Annotated in this window: 20 protein-coding genes; 2 read left to right on the forward strand and 18 right to left on the reverse strand. The window is 40.9% G+C overall.

Going from position 1 to position 18497, the window contains the following annotated elements; genetic code table 11:
- Positions 1 to 73: 73 nt before the first annotated feature.
- The 6 genes from ACZ42C_RS06525 to ACZ42C_RS06550 all read right to left on the reverse strand — a co-directional run bounded on the left by ACZ42C_RS06525 (position 74) and on the right by ACZ42C_RS06550 (position 4728).
- Positions 74 to 586 (reverse strand): metallophosphoesterase family protein, encoded by a 513-nt coding sequence (locus tag ACZ42C_RS06525; protein ID WP_461181761.1) that lies wholly within the window; start codon positions 584 to 586, stop codon positions 74 to 76.
- An 8-nt stretch (positions 587 to 594) separates the two neighbouring features.
- On the reverse strand, positions 595 to 1206 hold the full coding sequence (locus ACZ42C_RS06530) for an XTP/dITP diphosphatase (RefSeq protein WP_461181760.1): 612 nt from the start codon (positions 1204 to 1206) through the stop codon (positions 595 to 597).
- An 8-nt stretch (positions 1207 to 1214) separates the two neighbouring features.
- Entirely contained in the window at positions 1215 to 1964 is a 750-nt protein-coding gene (gene rph / locus ACZ42C_RS06535) for a ribonuclease PH (RefSeq protein ID WP_461181759.1), read from the reverse strand.
- A gap of 206 nt (positions 1965 to 2170) precedes the next feature.
- On the reverse strand, positions 2171 to 3163 hold the full coding sequence (locus ACZ42C_RS06540) for a GerMN domain-containing protein (RefSeq protein WP_461181758.1): 993 nt from the start codon (positions 3161 to 3163) through the stop codon (positions 2171 to 2173).
- A gap of 252 nt (positions 3164 to 3415) precedes the next feature.
- On the reverse strand, positions 3416 to 4255 hold the full coding sequence (gene racE, locus ACZ42C_RS06545; RefSeq protein ID WP_461181757.1) for a glutamate racemase: 840 nt from the start codon (positions 4253 to 4255) through the stop codon (positions 3416 to 3418).
- A 23-nt stretch (positions 4256 to 4278) separates the two neighbouring features.
- Positions 4279 to 4728 carry a MarR family winged helix-turn-helix transcriptional regulator gene (locus ACZ42C_RS06550; protein ID WP_461181756.1) on the reverse strand — a complete coding sequence of 150 codons (450 nt, stop codon included), beginning with the start codon at positions 4726 to 4728 and terminating at the stop codon, positions 4279 to 4281.
- A gap of 303 nt (positions 4729 to 5031) precedes the next feature.
- Here ACZ42C_RS06550 and ACZ42C_RS06555 point away from each other — a divergent pair, with 303 nt between their 5' ends.
- Positions 5032 to 5256, forward strand: a complete 225-nt coding sequence (locus ACZ42C_RS06555) for a helix-turn-helix domain-containing protein (RefSeq protein ID WP_269412049.1) — start codon at positions 5032 to 5034, stop codon at positions 5254 to 5256.
- Between the two features lie 84 nt (positions 5257 to 5340).
- Here ACZ42C_RS06555 and ACZ42C_RS06560 read toward each other — a convergent pair whose 3' ends face one another.
- The 4 genes from ACZ42C_RS06560 to ACZ42C_RS06575 form a co-directional block, all read right to left on the reverse strand.
- The gene (locus ACZ42C_RS06560; protein ID WP_461181755.1) at positions 5341 to 5796 is read right to left on the reverse strand and encodes an acyl-CoA thioesterase; all 456 of its coding nucleotides are present in this window, start codon (positions 5794 to 5796) and stop codon (positions 5341 to 5343) included.
- A gap of 167 nt (positions 5797 to 5963) precedes the next feature.
- Positions 5964 to 6731, reverse strand: coding sequence for a succinate dehydrogenase iron-sulfur subunit (sdhB, locus tag ACZ42C_RS06565; RefSeq protein ID WP_461181754.1), 768 nt, complete (start codon positions 6729 to 6731; stop codon positions 5964 to 5966).
- A gap of 2 nt (positions 6732 to 6733) precedes the next feature.
- Positions 6734 to 8497 carry a succinate dehydrogenase flavoprotein subunit gene (sdhA, locus tag ACZ42C_RS06570; protein ID WP_461181753.1) on the reverse strand — a complete coding sequence of 588 codons (1764 nt, stop codon included), beginning with the start codon at positions 8495 to 8497 and terminating at the stop codon, positions 6734 to 6736.
- A 29-nt stretch (positions 8498 to 8526) separates the two neighbouring features.
- On the reverse strand, positions 8527 to 9147 hold the full coding sequence (locus ACZ42C_RS06575) for a succinate dehydrogenase cytochrome b558 subunit (protein ID WP_461181752.1): 621 nt from the start codon (positions 9145 to 9147) through the stop codon (positions 8527 to 8529).
- Between the two features lie 539 nt (positions 9148 to 9686).
- On the opposite strand from ACZ42C_RS06575, the gene ACZ42C_RS06580 reads away from it, so the two are divergent.
- Complete coding sequence (locus ACZ42C_RS06580; RefSeq protein WP_461181751.1) at positions 9687 to 10124, forward strand: YslB family protein; 438 nt, start codon at positions 9687 to 9689, stop codon at positions 10122 to 10124.
- Between the two features lie 35 nt (positions 10125 to 10159).
- Here ACZ42C_RS06580 and uvrC read toward each other — a convergent pair whose 3' ends face one another.
- The 8 genes from uvrC to ACZ42C_RS06620 all read right to left on the reverse strand — a co-directional run bounded on the left by uvrC (position 10160) and on the right by ACZ42C_RS06620 (position 18443).
- Positions 10160 to 11950 carry an excinuclease ABC subunit UvrC gene (uvrC, locus tag ACZ42C_RS06585; protein WP_461181826.1) on the reverse strand — a complete coding sequence of 597 codons (1791 nt, stop codon included), beginning with the start codon at positions 11948 to 11950 and terminating at the stop codon, positions 10160 to 10162.
- 88 nt (positions 11951 to 12038) lie between these two features.
- Positions 12039 to 12353, reverse strand: coding sequence for a thioredoxin (trxA, locus tag ACZ42C_RS06590; RefSeq protein ID WP_461181750.1), 315 nt, complete (start codon positions 12351 to 12353; stop codon positions 12039 to 12041).
- Between the two features lie 245 nt (positions 12354 to 12598).
- Positions 12599 to 13570, reverse strand: coding sequence for an electron transfer flavoprotein subunit alpha/FixB family protein (locus ACZ42C_RS06595; protein ID WP_464891339.1), 972 nt, complete (start codon positions 13568 to 13570; stop codon positions 12599 to 12601).
- A 158-nt stretch (positions 13571 to 13728) separates the two neighbouring features.
- The gene (locus tag ACZ42C_RS06600; RefSeq protein WP_461183815.1) at positions 13729 to 14502 is read right to left on the reverse strand and encodes an electron transfer flavoprotein subunit beta/FixA family protein; all 774 of its coding nucleotides are present in this window, start codon (positions 14500 to 14502) and stop codon (positions 13729 to 13731) included.
- Between the two features lie 18 nt (positions 14503 to 14520).
- Positions 14521 to 15294: an enoyl-CoA hydratase gene (locus tag ACZ42C_RS06605; protein ID WP_461183038.1), complete on the reverse strand. Its 774-nt coding sequence runs from the start codon at positions 15292 to 15294 to the stop codon at positions 14521 to 14523.
- 51 nt (positions 15295 to 15345) lie between these two features.
- Positions 15346 to 15927 (reverse strand): TetR/AcrR family transcriptional regulator, encoded by a 582-nt coding sequence (locus ACZ42C_RS06610; protein WP_461183039.1) that lies wholly within the window; start codon positions 15925 to 15927, stop codon positions 15346 to 15348.
- Positions 15928 to 16057: 130 nt separating this feature from the next.
- Positions 16058 to 17758: a long-chain-fatty-acid--CoA ligase gene (locus ACZ42C_RS06615; protein WP_461183040.1), complete on the reverse strand. Its 1701-nt coding sequence runs from the start codon at positions 17756 to 17758 to the stop codon at positions 16058 to 16060.
- 280 nt (positions 17759 to 18038) lie between these two features.
- Positions 18039 to 18443: a DUF350 domain-containing protein gene (locus ACZ42C_RS06620; RefSeq protein WP_461183041.1), complete on the reverse strand. Its 405-nt coding sequence runs from the start codon at positions 18441 to 18443 to the stop codon at positions 18039 to 18041.
- Between the last annotated feature and the right edge of the window lie 54 nt (positions 18444 to 18497).

The raw sequence follows: 18497 nt of genomic DNA on the forward strand, positions 1-18497 counted from the left end.
TCATAAAAAAATCACAAACATTTTGTTTGTGATTTTTTTACTGATTTTTTATATTAACCATTTAAAGAGACGACTATGATAATTGCGCATGATAGGAAAGCTCCCTGACCTGCTCCCCATCCGGCGTATAAAATGTCACAGAAATTTTCTTCGTTACGTCCCATTCCAGCACTGCATATGTCTTTTCTCTTATTCTTCTTGGCATGCGAATACTCCCCGGGTTGATAAACAATAGGTCATCCATCATTTCTGCACCCGCTATATGAGTATGACCGAAGCACACTACTTCTGCATTAACTTCTTTTGCCCGGTAGGAAAGCGGCAGCAGACCCGATTTGACATGGTGCAGATGTCCGTGTACGATCAAAAAACGAATCCCCTCAATAACAATCACCTGTTCATCCGGGTATTCCGGATCCATATCGCAGTTCCCGCCTACTATTTGAAAGTGATCTAATACTTCTGCATCCATATCCAATTCCGAGTCACCGCAATGGATCATATGTTTTAACTGGTGCCGCTCCTTTATTCTGGTTATTTCCTCCGTTAATCCATGACTGTCACTCAAAATTAAAACTTTTGGCATAAAACAACCTATCCTTTTTCTTTGATGATTTCATTTTGAATCCAATCTTCTAATTGCCTGATAGCATCTTTTCTGTGACTTATTTGATTTTTCTCTTCTGAAGAAAGCTCAGCCATGGTTACATGGTAACCTTCAGGAATAAAGATTGGATCATAGCCAAATCCATTGGTACCTTTTTTGGATAATGCAATGTTTCCCTCACAATAGCCTGTTCTGAAAATGGTTTTCCCTCCTGGAATAGCAACTGCCAGCACACAAATAAACTTGGCAGTTCTATTCTTTTCCGATACACTTCTCAGTTCATCCAATACTTTATCCATATTCGCTTCATCATCTTTATTCTCTCCTGCATATCTCGCTGAATATATACCCGGTCTTCCGTCCAGATGGTCTATCATAAGGCCGGAATCATCCGCCAATACCGGAATGGACAAAACATCAGCTATTTGCTCGGCTTTTAACTTTGCATTTTCTTTAAACGTATTTCCGGTTTCCTTTATGTCTGGAAGTTGTTTTTCCAAATCAAGCAAAGAATGTGCTTTTATAGCGTACCCGGAAAAGAATGCTTTAAATTCTTTTGCTTTTCCAGTATTTTTTGTGGCAATAAGTATTTGTTTCATCGGTTCACCTATTCCTTTGTTTCTCCAATGCGCCCTGCCAGTTCTCCCAATGTATCTTTCTGGATAGTAAATATTTCCTCCAGCCCATCACTGGCAAGTTTAAGCATCATTTTCAGCTGATCGACCGTAAATGTAGCTTCTTCTCCCGTACCCTGTAATTCCACAAATTCTCCGGCACCTGTCATCACCACATTCATATCCACCAGTGCTTTTGCATCCTCTTCATAATTTAAATCCAAAATTTCCAACCCGTCCGGTAATACGCCTACAGAAGTGGCAGCTAAAAAATCAGTTACCGGCATTTTATTCAATGTCTTGGCATCAATTAGTTTACCAAAAGCCAATACTACAGCAACAAATGCACCTGTAATCGAAGCTGTTCTTGTTCCGCCATCAGCCTGAATAACATCGCAATCAACCCAAACCGTCTTCTCACCGATTTTATCCAGATCGACGACAGATCTAAGTGCTCTGCCTATCAAACGCTGTATTTCCATTGTTCTTCCTGAGATTTTGCCTTTGGATGACTCCCGTATGTTTCTTTGTTCGGTGGCGCGCGGAAGCATGGCATATTCCGCTGTAATCCAGCCTTTTCCCTGGCCGCGCAGGAACGGAGGAACCCTGTCTTCAATACTGGCATTGCAAATAACTTTCGTATTCCCTACCTCTATTAAAACAGAGCCTTCCGGATGACTAATATAATTTGTTGTTATAGTGATTGGTCGTAAATTGTCTGTACTTCTCTGATCATTTCTCATATTCTGCGCCTCCTCATTTTCCACCATTAGCTTAACACATTTTATCTTGTTCAACACATATATCTGCAAAACTTTTATATTACTCCGCTTTTTTCATTAGCTTGCTTGCTCAAACTTAAGAACTTGCCTGATAACCTTTCACTAAAAGCTTTTTTGGTGGTCAGGTAAAGCAAGAAAAGAGGCTTTTCGTTACAGCCTCTTTTCCTTTACAATTTCTCTGCAGGCATGAAATTTTGATTCGTTACCGGTTCATTATAAACTTCGCCATTTTCATTGACCAATTGTTCCACATTTTCTACGTTCACATTAATTGCTTCGATTTCCTGATGCTCAGTCAGCGTGCGAACAATGGTTTCCACTACTTCATCAGATATGATGGATTGTTCCTGGTCCTGCAAAATTTCCTCACTGAAAGTTAATTCCAGCACTCCATCCTCCAATACAGGTTCACTGGTCAACGTAGTTTCCGCATTAAAAACATGAATAACATTTGATTGCAGGCCAGGTCCTTTCAATAGCCCCTGTACAATAGAAGAATATTTATTTTCATATTCATCTTTTACATATTGTGTTACGGGGACATAATATCTATTTTCATTATGCTCTGCAGGATAATACATCGTTACAGCCTGGCTGTTCATGATGTTTAAATCAGTATCCATGACATTAATACCTTTCCCCCTTGAATAGCCTTGGCCTATCGGAGTTCCGTTAACAGGCATTTCCCGTAAAGGATGACCATTCATCCGCAATTGAACCTGATGAACATTTTCGAACTGCGTTAATGTATGGGTTACGGATTCCAAAATCTTTACTTCATCTTCTGCTTCATACCCTGCAAATTCATCAGAAAGATCAACGACCATGGTCCCGTCCTCCTGCAGGTTCACACCAAGTACCTCTGTTCCCTCCGGCAATACTGCCTGAAATCCATTTGGCAGCATAGGTGTAATGGGGCCACCTTTGACGAGATGTTCCAAAACCTGTGAAGCAACTTCATTTGATTCCGGTGTTGGTAATTCCACTGTTTGAGCAGCAACCAGTCCATTTGCATCAATTAAATAAAGCTCTCTTGGTGTCTTTTCTGCGTCCACACCGTTTTCTGTCATATTATCATCTGTTTCTTCATTTTCTTCTGTTACAACACCGTCTAAATGATCTACGGCTTCTGCATCCTGGGGCGGGTCCATTTCCTCCATTGATTGTTCCCCCTGAAAGCAGCCTGCCAAGGTAATTGTCAAGATTATGAATCCCGTTATCCATATTCCGCGCTTAAGCATGTGATTCCCTCCTATGATGGTTTGTACTATTATATATACGAGCACTTCATAAAAATAGACCAATCAGGAAGAATTATTTATCACATTTAAGAAGGAAATCATATGCATTACTGCAAAAGTGACTCTCCCGATGAAAGCAGCGGAATTTAGCAGTTTCCATTTATTTAATAATTACAATGCCAGTCCGGTTTTTCCTGAACTATCACCAAGGGTGATTGTATCCATACGGACTGATTTTAAAATATTCTCTTGGAAAATACGATAGGACAACTCTTTAAACATGCCCAGCTCTCCGGTTGTATAAAACTGGTGTACCGGCAATGTACTATTGCTATTCAGTAACTGATGAACATCCAGGACAGTACTTGTTTCCCGGGCTGTCTCTTCACTGGAGGAGATTACTTTAACATCGTCCCCCACCACAGATTGAATGACCTCTTTAATTAAGGGATAATGTGTACATCCAAGAATTAAGGTATCCATCCTATCATGCTGTATTATTGGTGTTAATGTGTTTTCCACCATTTTTTTTACTTTACTGCCTGTTAAGAAACCTTGCTCAATTACATCAACAAATAACGGGCAGGCTAATGTTGTTACATGGGTATCGGGATTAATGCTTTTTATCGCCTTTACATAAGCTCCACTCTTTACCGTGCCCTCTGTTGCTATTACACTAATATAATTGTTGTCCGTGTACTTAATGGCTGCCCGTGCACCAGGATGTATTACCCCAACTACAGGTATCGGCAATTTTTCCTGCAAAAACTGTAAAGTGAAAGCGGTAGCCGTATTGCAGGCAACTACCAACATTTTTATATGGTGTTTCAATAATAACCCCACTAATTCACAAGTAAACTGCAACACTTCTTCTTTTGATCTTGGACCATATGGGCATCTTGCTGTGTCACCAACATAGATTAGTGATTCATTTGGCAGCTGTCTCATTAATTCGCTGGTAACAGTTAAGCCTCCTACACCGGAGTCGATAACTCCAATAGCTCTCTCCAATTTCATCTCCCCATCTGTGTTTGTTATTTATCATCGAATTTCTTCATTTCATGATGTAAAAGCTCAAGCAATTCATGTAAATCATCTGTTTGTTCTTCTGTAAAATTTTCCAATACTTCACCTAAATACTTTTGTCGTTTATCGATCACTTCACGTATAATATCCTTACCCTTATCCAGAACATGAATGCGCACCACACGCCGGTCTTTGGTATCACGTACCCTTTCCACCAACTCGTTCTTTTCCATCCGGTCCACAAGATCCGTTGTAGTGCTGAATGCCAGACTTATTTTATTTGACAACTCTCCAATTGTCAGATCTCCTTCTTCCAGCAGCCATTGAAGTGCCACAAATTGAGGAGAGGTAATTGGGTAGTTCGTCAGGATTTTCCTTCCCTTTTGCTTAACTATACCGGATATGTAGCGAATGCTCTTCTCAATTTTATTAATCGTTATCCTAGTATCTGTATCCACTCAAAGACCCCCTGCGATGATTTTTGTTAATATATTTATTCCCAAAATGGGTTCTGAAATTGCAGTAACATTCATTATTAAAGTAATATATGTAAAAATGAAGCTATCTGTTCAACTCAGCCATTATTATAAAATTTAAGCTAATTATAACAAACTTCGACTATTTTCGCTCTGATTGTTGCATAGAAAGCACCTCAATCAGGATTATAGGCGAACCCTTTTTTTAAATCATTCATAAGCTATATTGACTAAATAATATCCCTTCAGACTGCAAGCTCTATGACAGCAAGGAGGGGTTGAAATTTGAAGGACAACGACTATAAACCGAAGCAGCTACTAACTAAACGGGAAAAAGAAGTATTCGAATTGCTAGTACAGGATAAAACAACAAAAGAAATTGCCCAAGAATTATTTATATCAGAAAAAACTGTCCGAAACCATATTTCTAATGCTATGCAAAAGTTAGGCGTTAAGGGGCGTTCTCAAGCAGTAGTGGAGCTCCTTCGCATGGGGGAATTAAAGCTCTAGAAAAAACCGACTTTCTATTTTTGGAAAGTCGGTTTGCACTCTTTCATGAGAAGAACCCTGCTCATCATACAGGGCTCCTCTGCTTCACTTGATCGGCTGACCGGTTTTCATTTTACGTTTCATTTCCTCATTTAATGGGAGAGGTTTGCCTGTCTCCTGATCAACAAACACCAACCTTCCTCTTCCGGTTAATGTAATTTCCTCCTGCTCATTAACTGCCATGTAATGAAAATCAATGGAAGTTGTGCCCACATAATTCGCTTTTACATACATATTAAAGGATTCATTAAAATACATCTGCTTTAAATAATTGCACTGTAAATCTGCTACCACAGGCACTCCCTCTTCATATACATTCCCGGTGAACACGCCCAGTGACTGCAGATATTTAATTCTGGCCTCTTCAAAGTAAATAAACGGAGATACATTATTCATATGTCCAATCATATCCGTTTCCGAAAAACGAATATATACCGGAATGGAAAATTGAAATTCCGACCTCCATTGGTCAAAATCCTCGATGTAATCAATTTTTGCCATAGTTTTTCTCCTTAGAAAGTGTATAAAATTTATTGAACGGGCGCTTCTCTGAAAACTCCCATGAAAAAGCACCCGTATCTTTTACTCTGTTGGAATATTCTTTCTGCTATTCTATGAAAAAACCCGGACCATTGGCCCGGGTTATTAACATGTATAAATTCTGTACATTAATGTGCGTTATCACTGCCAAAGAAGTTTTTAAACGCCTGTATATTTGTAGCACGGTTCATGGCAGCAATGGATGTAGTTAACGGGATGCCTTTTGGACAAACCTGAACACAGTTTTGTGCGTTTCCGCATCCATCAATACCGCCATCTTCCATTAAACCGTTTAATCTTTCACTTGCATTCATTTCTCCTGTAGGATGTGCATTAAACAACCGGGCCTGGGATAATGCAGCAGGTCCTATGAAATTGGATTTATCATTCACGTTTGGACAAGCTTCCAGACAAACACCACAGGTCATACATTTAGAAAGTTCATATGCCCATTGACGTTTTTTCTCGGGCATACGCGGACCAGGTCCCAAATCATGTGTACCATCGATCGGAATCCATGCTTTCACCTGTTTCAATGCGTCAAACATACGTTCACGATCCACTATTAAATCCCGGACGACCGGAAAAGTGGACATTGGTTCCAGCCGGATAGGCTGTTCGAGTTTATCAACAAGAGCTGCGCAGGATTGTCTTGCAGTTCCGTTAATGACCATGGAACAGGCTCCGCAGACTTCCTCCAAACAACTCATATCCCAGTATACCGGTGTTGTTTTCTCCCCATTTGCGTTTACCGGGTTTTGTCTAATCTCCATTAACCCGGAAATAACGTTCATATTTTTACGATAAGGAACGTTAAAAGTTTCCTCATAAGGAGCAGAATCGGGGCTGTCCTGTCTGGTTATAATAAAAGTAACCGTTTTTTGTTCTTCAGCCATTATTACTTACTCCCTTCACTTTTTTTGGTATAATCCCGTTTACGTGGTTTGATTAGAGACGTATCAACATCCTCGTACGTAAACTCTGGTGAATTTGTCTCAGGATTGTAACTGGCAATGGTTGTTTTCAGCCATTCCTCGTCATTACGCTCCGGAAACTCAGGCTTATAGTGTGCACCACGGCTTTCATTTCTGTTATATGCGCCAATGGTAATAACTCGTGCAAGATGGAGCATATTTTGTAACTGCCGTGTAAACATGACGCCCTGGTTACTCCAGCGTGATGTATCATTAATATTAATATTTTCCCAGCGCTCCATCAGCTCTTTGATTTTTTCATCTGTCTTCAGGAGTTTTTCATTATCACGAACCACCGTTACATTGTCCGTCATCCATTCACCGAGCTCTTTATGGATGGCATATGCATTTTCGGTGCCTTCCATGTTCATCATTTTTTCGAATTTCTCCTGTTCTTCCTTCTCTTTCTCTTCGAAGAACTCAGCAGGCAAATCCTCTGCATGTTTATCCAGGCCATCCGTGTATTTAATGGCGCTTGGACCTGCCACCATTCCACCATAAATGGCAGACAGCAGGGAATTTGCTCCAAGGCGGTTCCCACCATGCTGGGAGTAATCACATTCACCAGCTGCAAATACACCCGGGATGCTGGTCATTTGATCATAATCAACCCAAAGTCCGCCCATGGAATAGTGAACGGCAGGGAATATCTTCATTGGTACTTTCCGTGGATCTTCTCCAACGAATTTCTCATAAATTTCTATAATACCACCGAGTTTAACATCCAGTTCTTTTGGATCTTTATGGGAAAGATCAAGGTATACCATGTTCTCCCCATTGATGCCAAGCTTCTGGTTCACACAGACATCAAAGATTTCCCTTGTTGCAATATCACGCGGAACGAGATTACCGTATGCGGGATATTTCTCCTCCAGGAAATACCACGGTTCCCCGTCTTTATAAGTCCAGACCCTGCCACCTTCACCGCGGGCCGATTCACTCATCAGGCGCAATTTATCATCGCCTGGTATGGCAGTAGGGTGAATTTGAATAAATTCACCATTTGCATATTTTGCTCCCTGCTGATACAGCGCGCTTGCAGCAGAACCTGTGTTAATCATGGAATTAGTTGATTTTCCAAAAATAATTCCGGGTCCGCCTGTAGCCATAATGACTGCATCGGATGGAAATGCTTTTATTTCATGGTCTGTAATGCTCTGGGCAACGATGCCCCTGCTGACGCCTTCTTCATCAAGTGTAGCACCGAGAAACTCCCAGCTTTCATATTTTGTTACCAGACCTTGTACTTCATAGCGACGAACCTGTTCGTCAAGTGCATATAATAACTGCTGACCTGTAGTTGCCCCTGCATATGCTGTACGGTGGTGCTGTGTTCCCCCAAATCGGCGGAAATCAAGCAACCCTTCCGGTGTACGGTTAAACATAACCCCCATTCTGTCCAGCATATGTATAATACTAGGTGCTGCTTCACACATTGCTTTTACCGGCGGCTGATTTGCTAAAAAGTCACCGCCGTACACTGTATCATCAAAGTGAATAGCTGGAGAATCGCCTTCCCCTTTTGTATTCACGGCACCGTTAATACCGCCCTGGGCACATACAGAGTGAGATCGCTTTACGGGAACAATGGAAAATAAATCCACGTTCACTCCTGCTTCAGCTGCTTTAATGGTTGCCATTAATCCGGCAAGCCCACCGCCTACCACAGCAATTTTACGATTACTCATGATTATTGCTCACTCCTTTTTTCTTTATGTTAAGCTCCAAAAGCAAATGTAATCAGTGTTCTGATTCCAATGAAACTTAATCCCAAGAACACCAATATTGTAGCATACGTAACGATTTTTTGTGATTTTGGTGTCTGCGTAATGCCCCAAGTGACAAAAAAGCTCCATAGACCGTTTGCAAAATGAAATACAGCTGACAATACACCAATCACATAAAACCAGAACATAATTGGATTTGATAAAATCCCTTCCATAAGACTATAATTTAAGTCTGCATTGCCAAGTGCAATCTGTACACGTGTCTCAAACACATGCCATGCGATAAAGACCAGTGTAATCAGTCCGGTTATACGTTGTAGATAAAACATCCAATTTCTGAAATAACCGTACCTTCTGGTGTTGTTGCGTGCTACAAAAACTATATACACCCCTAAGATTGCATGAAACAAAATCGGCAGATAAATTACAAAAATCTCCAATAACAGAACAAAAGGAAGACCCGCCATAAATCCTGCTGCCTGATTAAAGCTTTCTTCTCCGTATACAGCAAAATGATTCACCAGCAAATGCTGGGTCAGAAATAACCCAATCGGTACAACCCCCAGAAGCGAGTGTAATCTTCTGCTGAAAAATTCACGATGCTCCGCCATCTGTTACCCCCCTTTAATCCACAAATTGTGTCTGAATTTTTGCACAAGAATGAAGCAATGGAAATATCAATTCATCTAAGTTTAGGAAAGGAGCGAATGGTTCGCCCCGTACCATTATGGTATGTAATGAAATAATTTGCCTGTACACAAATCTGTGTTAAGCTTCACTTATTGAATTCATATCACGTTACTTGCAATCTTGTACAAATTTATGACATTTCAATTGTACTTCTAACTACGAAAAGCGTCAAGAAAACCCTTTATTATTTTTGGGGGCGAAAGTACCCGGGACTGCGCTTAATCCTCGTCCCATCAAAAAGATTTAACACCACTCATAATTTGTCGAACTTTATTAATTTCCTGCAGAAAGATTAAAAAATTAACTAATGCTTGCAGAATTCACGAATTATAATGATAATATAATCGGAGTTATTACAAATTCCTCCGGCTTGGAAAGCCATAAGTATTTGCTTCAATAGTATAAAGATACACCGTATACCGAAGATCTTTCCGGTCTGCATTAAGAAAGGATGATACGCATGTCGAAAGAAAAAGGAAAAATCTCCATTTCCCAACTGGATGAACTGCACACGGACGGTGCCGGATACGACATCCTCCGGTATGTAGGTTTACCAGAACTGCTGGGCAATGAAGCGGATACACTTCTTTACTTTATGGGACGCAATATAGCAAGAAACCTGGATATTCAAAGAGTGGACGATATACCCTACTGCTTCGACAAGCTTGGCTGGGGTACACTTGAATTAGTAAAACAAAAGAAGAATCGAATGATCTTTCACATGATGTCCGATGCAGTCGCTTACCGTCTTAAATCTGCATTGGAAACCGACTTCCGTCTGGAAGCAGGTTTTTTAGCTGAGGCCATCCAAAGTATACACGATATCGAATGTGAGTGCGTGGAAGAAATAAATACTCGTATCTATCAGGTTCAATTCAGTGTAATATATTCAAAATAAAATGTATGAATAAAAAAGCTGCAGTATCAATTGTTCTACAGCTTTTTTGATTCCTCCGAATTTAAATGATTGACTATATCCCTGGCAGTATTTGACGGGATGCCAAGTCTCGTAATTTCTGAAACAGAGGCCTTTTTGATTTCTCCAACCGATTTAAAATGTGAAAGCAGCAACTTCCTTCTTTTTTCCCCGATACCCGGAATTTTATCCAGTTCTGAGTGAAATAAACTTTTGCCGCGCAATTGCCTGTGAAATGTAATGGCAAACCGGTGAACCTCATCCTGTATCCGCTGTACAAGATAAAATTCCTGTGACTGTCTGGATAACGGTATAACTGCTGGTGGGCTCCCGTATAGAAGCTCACTGGTTTTATGCTGGTCGTCCTTGGCCAAGCCACATAACGGTATATCCAGCCCGAGCTCATTTTCCAAAACATCAACGGCAGCACTCATCTGTCCTTTTCCACCATCAACAATGATTAAATCGGGTAATGGAAGCCCTTCTTTAACCACCCTCTTATATCTGCGCCGTACGACCTCACGCATCGTTTCATAATCATCCGGCCCTTCCACATCCCGTATTTTATATTTTCGATACTCTTTCTTATTCGGTTTGCCGTCGATAAACACGACCATGGCAGAAACGGGATCTGTCCCTTGAATATTTGAATTATCAAATGCTTCAATACGATGAGGCACTTCTATATTCAATGCTTTGCCAAGTTTTTCCACAGCTACAATCGTTCTTTCTTCATCTCGCTCAATTAACGTAAACTTCTCATTAAGTGCAATTTCCGCATTTTTTGCTGCAAGCTCCACAAGTTCTTTCTTCCTGCCTCTTAATGGTACATGAACATCCACTTCAAGCAGATTTTTCACTAACTCTTTATCCGTACCGATGGGAAGCAGGATTTCTTTCGGCTTTAAGTGGTGCTGGTGGAGGTAAAACCGCCCTATAAAACTCAAAAAGGTTTCTTCCGGCGAGTCAAAGAAAGGAAAAACTGCCACATCCCTTTCAATCAATTTCCCTTGTCTAATAAAAAATACTTGAATGCACATCCAGCCTTTATCATAGCTGTAACCGAAAATATCCCTGTCTTTTTGATCATTCAGCGTCATCTTTTGCTGTTCCATCACCACTTCAATATGCTGAATCTGATCACGGAGTTCCTGTGCCCTTTCAAAATTGAGCAGTTCACTTGCTTCATACATTTTCTTTTTTAAATCCTGTTTTATTTCTTTAAAACCACCATGTAAAAAAGAACTGATGTTTTGTACTATTTGAGCATACTCTTTAGTTGAAGGGGGATGTTCACTGCATGCCCGGCATTGTCCCATATGATAATACAAACAGACCCTTCCCGGAGGATTATTGCACTTTCTTAGCGGAAAAAGCCGATCCAGGAGCTTTTTCGTTTCCCTGGCTGCTATGACATTCGGATAAGGACCAAAGTACTTCCCCTTGTCTTTTTTCACCTGTCTTGTTATTAATAAACGAGGGTGTCTTTCTGATGTAATTTTCAAATATGGGTAGGATTTGTCATCCTTTAACATGACGTTATATTTCGGATCATACTTTTTAATTAAATTCATTTCAAGAATCAGGGCTTCCATTTCGGATGTAGTAACAATATATTCAAAGTCTTCTATTTCCTGAACGAGCCGCTGTGTTTTTTTGTCATGAGCGCCGGTGAAGTAAGAACGCACACGATTTCTCAGCAGTTTGGATTTTCCTGCGTAGATGACTGTATTATGCTTATCCTTCATCAAATAGCAGCCCGGCTGAGCAGGAAGCACTGCTAACTTCTCTTTAATTGTCGGGTTCATTTTTTTCAATCCTTCATACATTTAGAAATCCCCTGTCACATCTCGCAACAAGGGATTTCGATTTTTTCATATTCTATTATACCATGTTTTAGGCGTGTTTGTTAATGAGATCAACAAGCGCTTCTTTTGGCTGAAACCCGATGACCTGATCCACAACTTCCCCATCTTTAAACAGAAGAAGTGTAGGAATGCTCATAACACCATACTTACCTGCTGTTTCCTGGTTTTCATCGACATCCAATTTTACAATTTGTACTTTATCTTCCATTTCTCCATCGATTTCTTCCAGTACCGGCGCGATCATTTTGCAGGGGCCGCACCACGGTGCCCAAAAGTCAGCCAAAACGAGGCCTTCGGAAGTTTCTTTTGAGAAATTCTGATCAGTAACATTAACTATAGCCATTTATTTTTCCTCCTTGATCTTGCAAAACTTAAAAGAAGTATAACATTGATTATTTTCCCTTACTAATAATCTGCTTATGCGTAAATATGGTTAATAAACTTGCAGGAAACTTGAATGAGCAAATCCAGCTTAATTTCAAATGCTCCCGTTTATACTCCAAAACGTTAAAGCTGTCTGTTACACTTTCAGCCATTACAATCAAACGTCTTCGGCATCAAGTAAATCAGACAGCTTTTTCCATTTATTTATGCCTTCAATTTCTTAATCTCTTCCGTCAGCATTGGCACAATCTCAAACAGATCGCCGACAAGGCCATAATCCGCTACATTAAAGATGTTGGACTCCGCATCTTTGTTGATCGCCACAATTACTTTTGAGTTGGACATCCCGGCCAGATGCTGGATCGCACCGGAAATACCGACTGCAATATACAGATCAGGGGTAACTACCTTCCCTGTCTGCCCGATCTGCAGGGAGTAATCGCAGTATTCAGCGTCACACGCTCCACGTGATGCACCTACTGCAGCGCCCAATACATCGGCCAGTTCGTACAGCGAGTCAAAGCCTTCCTTGCTTTTCACGCCGCGGCCGCCTGCAACAATGATATTGGCCTCGGACAAATCCACGCCTTCTGATGCTTTGCGGATCACATCTTTAATGACAGTGCGAATGTCTGTTACATCCACATCCTTGGAAGTGACCTCTCCGGAACGGGAGTCATCTTTTTCCAGTGCAGCGATGTTATTCGGACGAATCGTGAAAAACGCGATGCCGTCTGTTACAATTTTCTTCTCAAATGCTTTCCCGGAGTATATTGGTCTCGTGAAAACTGCCTTATCATCATCCACCTCAATCGCAACCGCATCGGAAATAAGTCCGCTTCCCAGTTTGCTTGCCAGTTTCGGAGTCAGATCTTTTCCGATGGAAGTATGTCCCATTACAATGCCGTCCGGAGATTCCTCGTTAATGACAGCGAGTGCCGCCTGGCCGTACCCTTCGGAAGTATACGTTTTCAAGTTATCATGGGCAACGGTAACTACCCTGTCGGCACCATATTTAATCATTTCCTCGCCCTGTGCGCCCAGGTCGCCTGCACCCAGTACGACACCTACAATTTCATCTGCATTTATCTTTTTTGCTGCTGCGATGGCTTCAAATGATACATTCCGTAATTCGCCATCTCTTGATTCGCCTATAACCAATACTTTATTACTCACGTCTCTTGCTCCTTTCTGTCAGCAAAATGAATCCAAATTATTTGTCGATTCAGCTAAAACGAATAGATTTATCTCATAGTTTGATAGTTTTTATACGTCATGCTTCCCTGCAATGGCGGGTGCTTTAAGCAGCCTGCATGTCGCTGAACGGCTGTTCTTTAAAGTACTTTTTCGTCGTTTTTAAGTATGGAGATAAGTTCCTGTACCTGCTCAGCGGCTTCGCCTTCAAGCACTCTGCCCGCTTCTTTTTCAGGCGGCAGGAAAATATCGATCGTTTTTGTTTTTGCTTCCACATCGTCTTCTTCCAGATCCAGGTCATCAATTTCCAGCTCTTCCAGCGGCTTCTTCTTCGCTTTCATAATGCCCGGCAGGGATGGATAACGAGGCTCATTTAAGCCCTGCTGACAAGTAACGAGTACCGGCAGGCTTGTCTCGACGATTTCGACATCGCCTTCCACGTCTTTTTCAATCGTTACGTTTTTCCCTTCAATTTTCAAGTCCGTAATCGTCGTCACATACGGGATGCCGAGGTACTCTGCAAGTCTTGGGCCAACCTGCCCGCTTGCTTCGTCAATGGCCACGTTTCCGCCCAGAATGAGGTCCGCCTCTTTATCCTCAAAATAAGTTTCAAGAATTTTTGCCGTTGTAAAAGCATCTCCCTCTTCCAGATCATCTTCGGTATTGATGAGCACCGCTTTATCCGCTCCCATGGCAAGTGCCGTACGCAGTTGTTTTTCGGAATCCTCATCTCCGACGGTTACGACTGTTACTTCGCCACCATGGGCGTCACGCTGGTTGATCGCTTCTTCCACGGCGTATTCGTCATAAGGATTAATGATGAACTCCGCACCATCATCTTCTATTTCGCCACCTGAAACATTAATTTTCTCCTCCGTATCGAAGGTTTTTTTCAATAATACATAAATATTCATGACATATCCTCCTTTAAACTACTGATCTCTGAAGTTGGGTTTACGTTTTTCGATAAAAGCCTGTACGCCTTCTTTCGCATCTGAGGAACCAAAGATTTCTGCAAATTCCTGTGCTTCCGTCTGTACACCTTTGGAAAACTGTTCTGTTTTTGCATACGGAATTAAGCGCATAACACTGTTAATCGTAAGCTTGCTTTTTTCTGCAATTTTTTCTGCCAGTTTCATAGCTTTCTCAAAAACATCATTTTCTGAAGTAACATGATTTGCAAGACCAATATCATAGGCTTCCCTGCCACTGATTGGTTCACCGGTAAGTATCATTTCATACGCTTTTTGTCTGCCAACATAGTTTGGCAGTCTTTGTGTTCCTGCAAACCCAGGAATAATTCCCAGGTTTAATTCCGGCAGGCCAAGTTTTGCATTTTCAGTTACAACCCGAATATGGCAGGACATTGCAAGCTCCAGGCCTCCACCTAAAGCAGCACCGTGAATTGCCGCTATAATTGGAATCGGAAAATGTTCCATACGATCAAATAACTGCTGACCCTTTTCTGCCAAAGCCTGGTAGTCAGAAGCGTTTTTTAGTGAGGTAAATTCTTTAATATCCGCTCCTGCAGAGAAAAAATTCCCATTACCTTTTATAACGACTGCTTTTATTTGGCTATCCTGCTCTATTTTGTCCAACTGTTCTGCCAGGTCATTTAGCAACGTGGTAGAGAGTGCGTTGGCAGGCGGGCTTGTTATCGTTAAATAGGCAACGTTCTTATCCGTATCGTACGCTATTGCACCCAAATTTCCTTCCCCCTCGCAAAAATTGTAGAAAACACTTACATACAATTTCTATCATACAGAAAATCCTTTTGTTAATAAAGCGTGAACCTCTGATGTTTGTTTGACAATATCATATTTGTGCCCCTGCATTACCCAGTTTGTTACAATCTCATCCAATGTACCGAATATCATTTGCCTGACAAGTGGCATTTTAATATCTTTCTGATATAACTTTTGCTCAATTCCTTCCTCAATAATAGAATCGATGACGGTTAGATACGGTTTCAGGACAGCATTTATTTTTGTCCTCAATTCCGGATTTGACTGCCTGAGTTCCAGTTGGGTCAAAATTGCCAAATTATGATCATCGGTCAGCTGCTTAAAATGCATATGGATTAATGTAAGCAGTTTTTCATTTGCATCTTTTTTCTCTTTAATGCTTTGGGAAATTTCCTGGACGAATTGGCCCATCTTTTCTTCAAAAACGGACACGAGAATATCTTCTTTATTTTTAAAATAAAGATAGATCGTGCCATCAGCAACGCCCGCCTGCTTTGCTATTTTGGATATTTGCGAGTTGTGGTAACCGTTTTGGGCGATTACCACAACTGCTGCATCAATAATTTGCTTATACTTCGGTTTGTACTTCTTCATACTTCCTAATATCTCCTTACATTATCCACAAACTGAATGAAGCGTCATTCATTATTCATTCTACTTTGCCTTGCTGCTCCTGTCAATGAAAAGCCTGTACCATTTTTTGCAAAAAAGAAAAGGGACACTTTTATACCGGTTCCGTTACTTCTTTTTCTTTCTCTTTTTCTTCATCAACCAGTTGTCTTCTTAAAATTTTCCCGACTGCCGTTTTAGGCAATTCATCGCGGAAATCATACAATCGAGGGACTTTAAATGCTGCCAGGTTTTTTCTGCAGTATTCATTTAATTCATCTTCCGTTAATTGGTACCCTTCTTTCACTACAACATAGGCCTTCACAGTTTCGCCGCGGTATGGATCAGGTATCCCTGCCACAACAGCTTCCGCAATGCCTTCATGTTCATATAGCACTTCTTCCACTTCTCTAGGATAAATATTATATCCGCCGGCAATAATCATATCTTTTTTCCGGTCAACAACGTAGAAATAACCTTCTTCATCCATATATCCGATATCTCCGGTGAAGAACCAGCCGTCCTTTAATACATTAACAGTTTCCTCTTCATTATTCCAATACCCTTTCATAATCTGTGGACCTTTAACAACAATTTCGCCAACTTCCCCAACAGCGGCTTCTTCATCATTCTCCATGTTGTAAATTTTTGCTTCTGTATCAGGCCACGGTACGCCGATACTTCCATTTACCTTTTCCCCGCCCCATACAAAATTGGCATGAGTGACGGGAGATGTTTCCGTTAAACCATACCCTTCCACAAGCTTTCCGCCTGTCATGCTTTCAAACTGCTGCTGCACCTCTATAGGTAATGGGGCAGAGCCACTTATGCACGCTCTAATGGAAGATAAATCAAACTTTTCCACATCCGGGTGATTAATAATGCCAATATAAATGGTCGGTGCCCCAGGAAACAGGGTTGGTTTTTGTTTATGAATCGTTTTCAGCACTTCCTGTACATCAAATTTAGGCACAAGCACCATCTTTGCCCCATTCATAATCGATAAGTTCATTACCGTCGTCATACCATATACATGGAAAAACGGCAGTACACCCAAAACTACATCCTGAGTGTCACTTTTCTCAAATAACCAGGCATCAGCCATCTGAACATTTGCTACCAGATTGTAATGAGTAAGCATAACCCCTTTAGGATTACCTGTCGTTCCGCCTGTATACTGAAGCAACGCTAGATCTTCCTGCGGATCCACATCTACAGGTGTATAATCTTCAGGTGTATTCTCGATCATTTTTTGCCAAACGTGGGTATCCTCCGATTGTTCAACCTTAACAACCATATTATACTGCTTTTTTTGTATAAATGGGTAGATCAGGTTTTTCGGGAAAGGTAAATAATCTTTGATACCGGTTACAATTGTATGCTCAATATCCGTTTGATCTCTTACCTTGGACACACGAGGCAATAAAATATCAAGACAAACAATAAATGAAGCTCCTGAATCTTTCAGCTGATATTCCAGTTCACGTTCAGTGTATAATGGATTTGTCTGGACAACGATTCCACCTGCCATTAAAGTTCCATAGTAGCTGATGACAGCCTGCGGACAATTTGGCAGCATGATTGCCACTCTGTCTCCCTTTTTCAAACCGTGTGCCTGCATAAAATTTGCCGCCTTTTTAGCCTGGGCATACAGTTCCGCAAAAGTCATATCCTTCCCCATAAAGTGAAGCGCTTTCTTTTCTTTGTACAATTCTGCACTCTGCTTCAAGAAAGCATCCAATGGTTTTTCATCATAAGTTATACTTTTCGGAATTTCTTCCGGATAATGCTTTAGCCATACCTTTTCTTCTCCCATAATTTCTCCTCCTTAATAGTAGGTTATACCCATTATAACGATTAATTGCTATTTTTTGAAATTTTAAGTTTCTATTTCCTGATATTTGTTTATCGTTTACCACTAAAATTATGCTTACAGGAAATAAATAATCCCTACAACTAGAAAAACAGCCGCAACTGCGAACAAAATTTTTGCGAGACGTTCCAGTACCATATAAGATTCTCCTTTTTAAGATCAAAAGCTAAAATTTCCTTCCCCTATTCAAACGCTGGGAAAAGAAGACGGGCCAGCAATTTTCTTATATATTTGCCCCTATGACAAACGACAGTCCGATTGATATGATCATGGACATAAACCCTACAGCGTTATTTCCTTTACCGATCTCTTTATCCACATTTAGCTTGGGAGTTAAAAATTCAAAGATAAAGTAACCGATCAACAATAGCAGGAATCCGTAGGCCCCCCATCCGATATTCTGGATAAGTGTATCGTTTTGTTCGATGGAAAAACGGAATATATTTGCTATTCCAAAGATCTTACCTCCCGTCGCCATAGCTACCGCAAAATTCCCTTTTTTTATTTCTTCCCAATTTTTATAGGATGTCACAAGCTCAAAAACAGCAAGAAAAACAAGTGTACACAAAACAACCACACTATAACCTGCTGCAGTTTTCACCAAAACATTCTCCCAAAAACCATCCATCCTAAAATTCCTTTCTTAAAGGGGTCAGACCCCCATTACGTTAAAGCGTTAACG

It is taken from the genome of Virgibacillus kimchii (genome assembly GCF_055379185.1).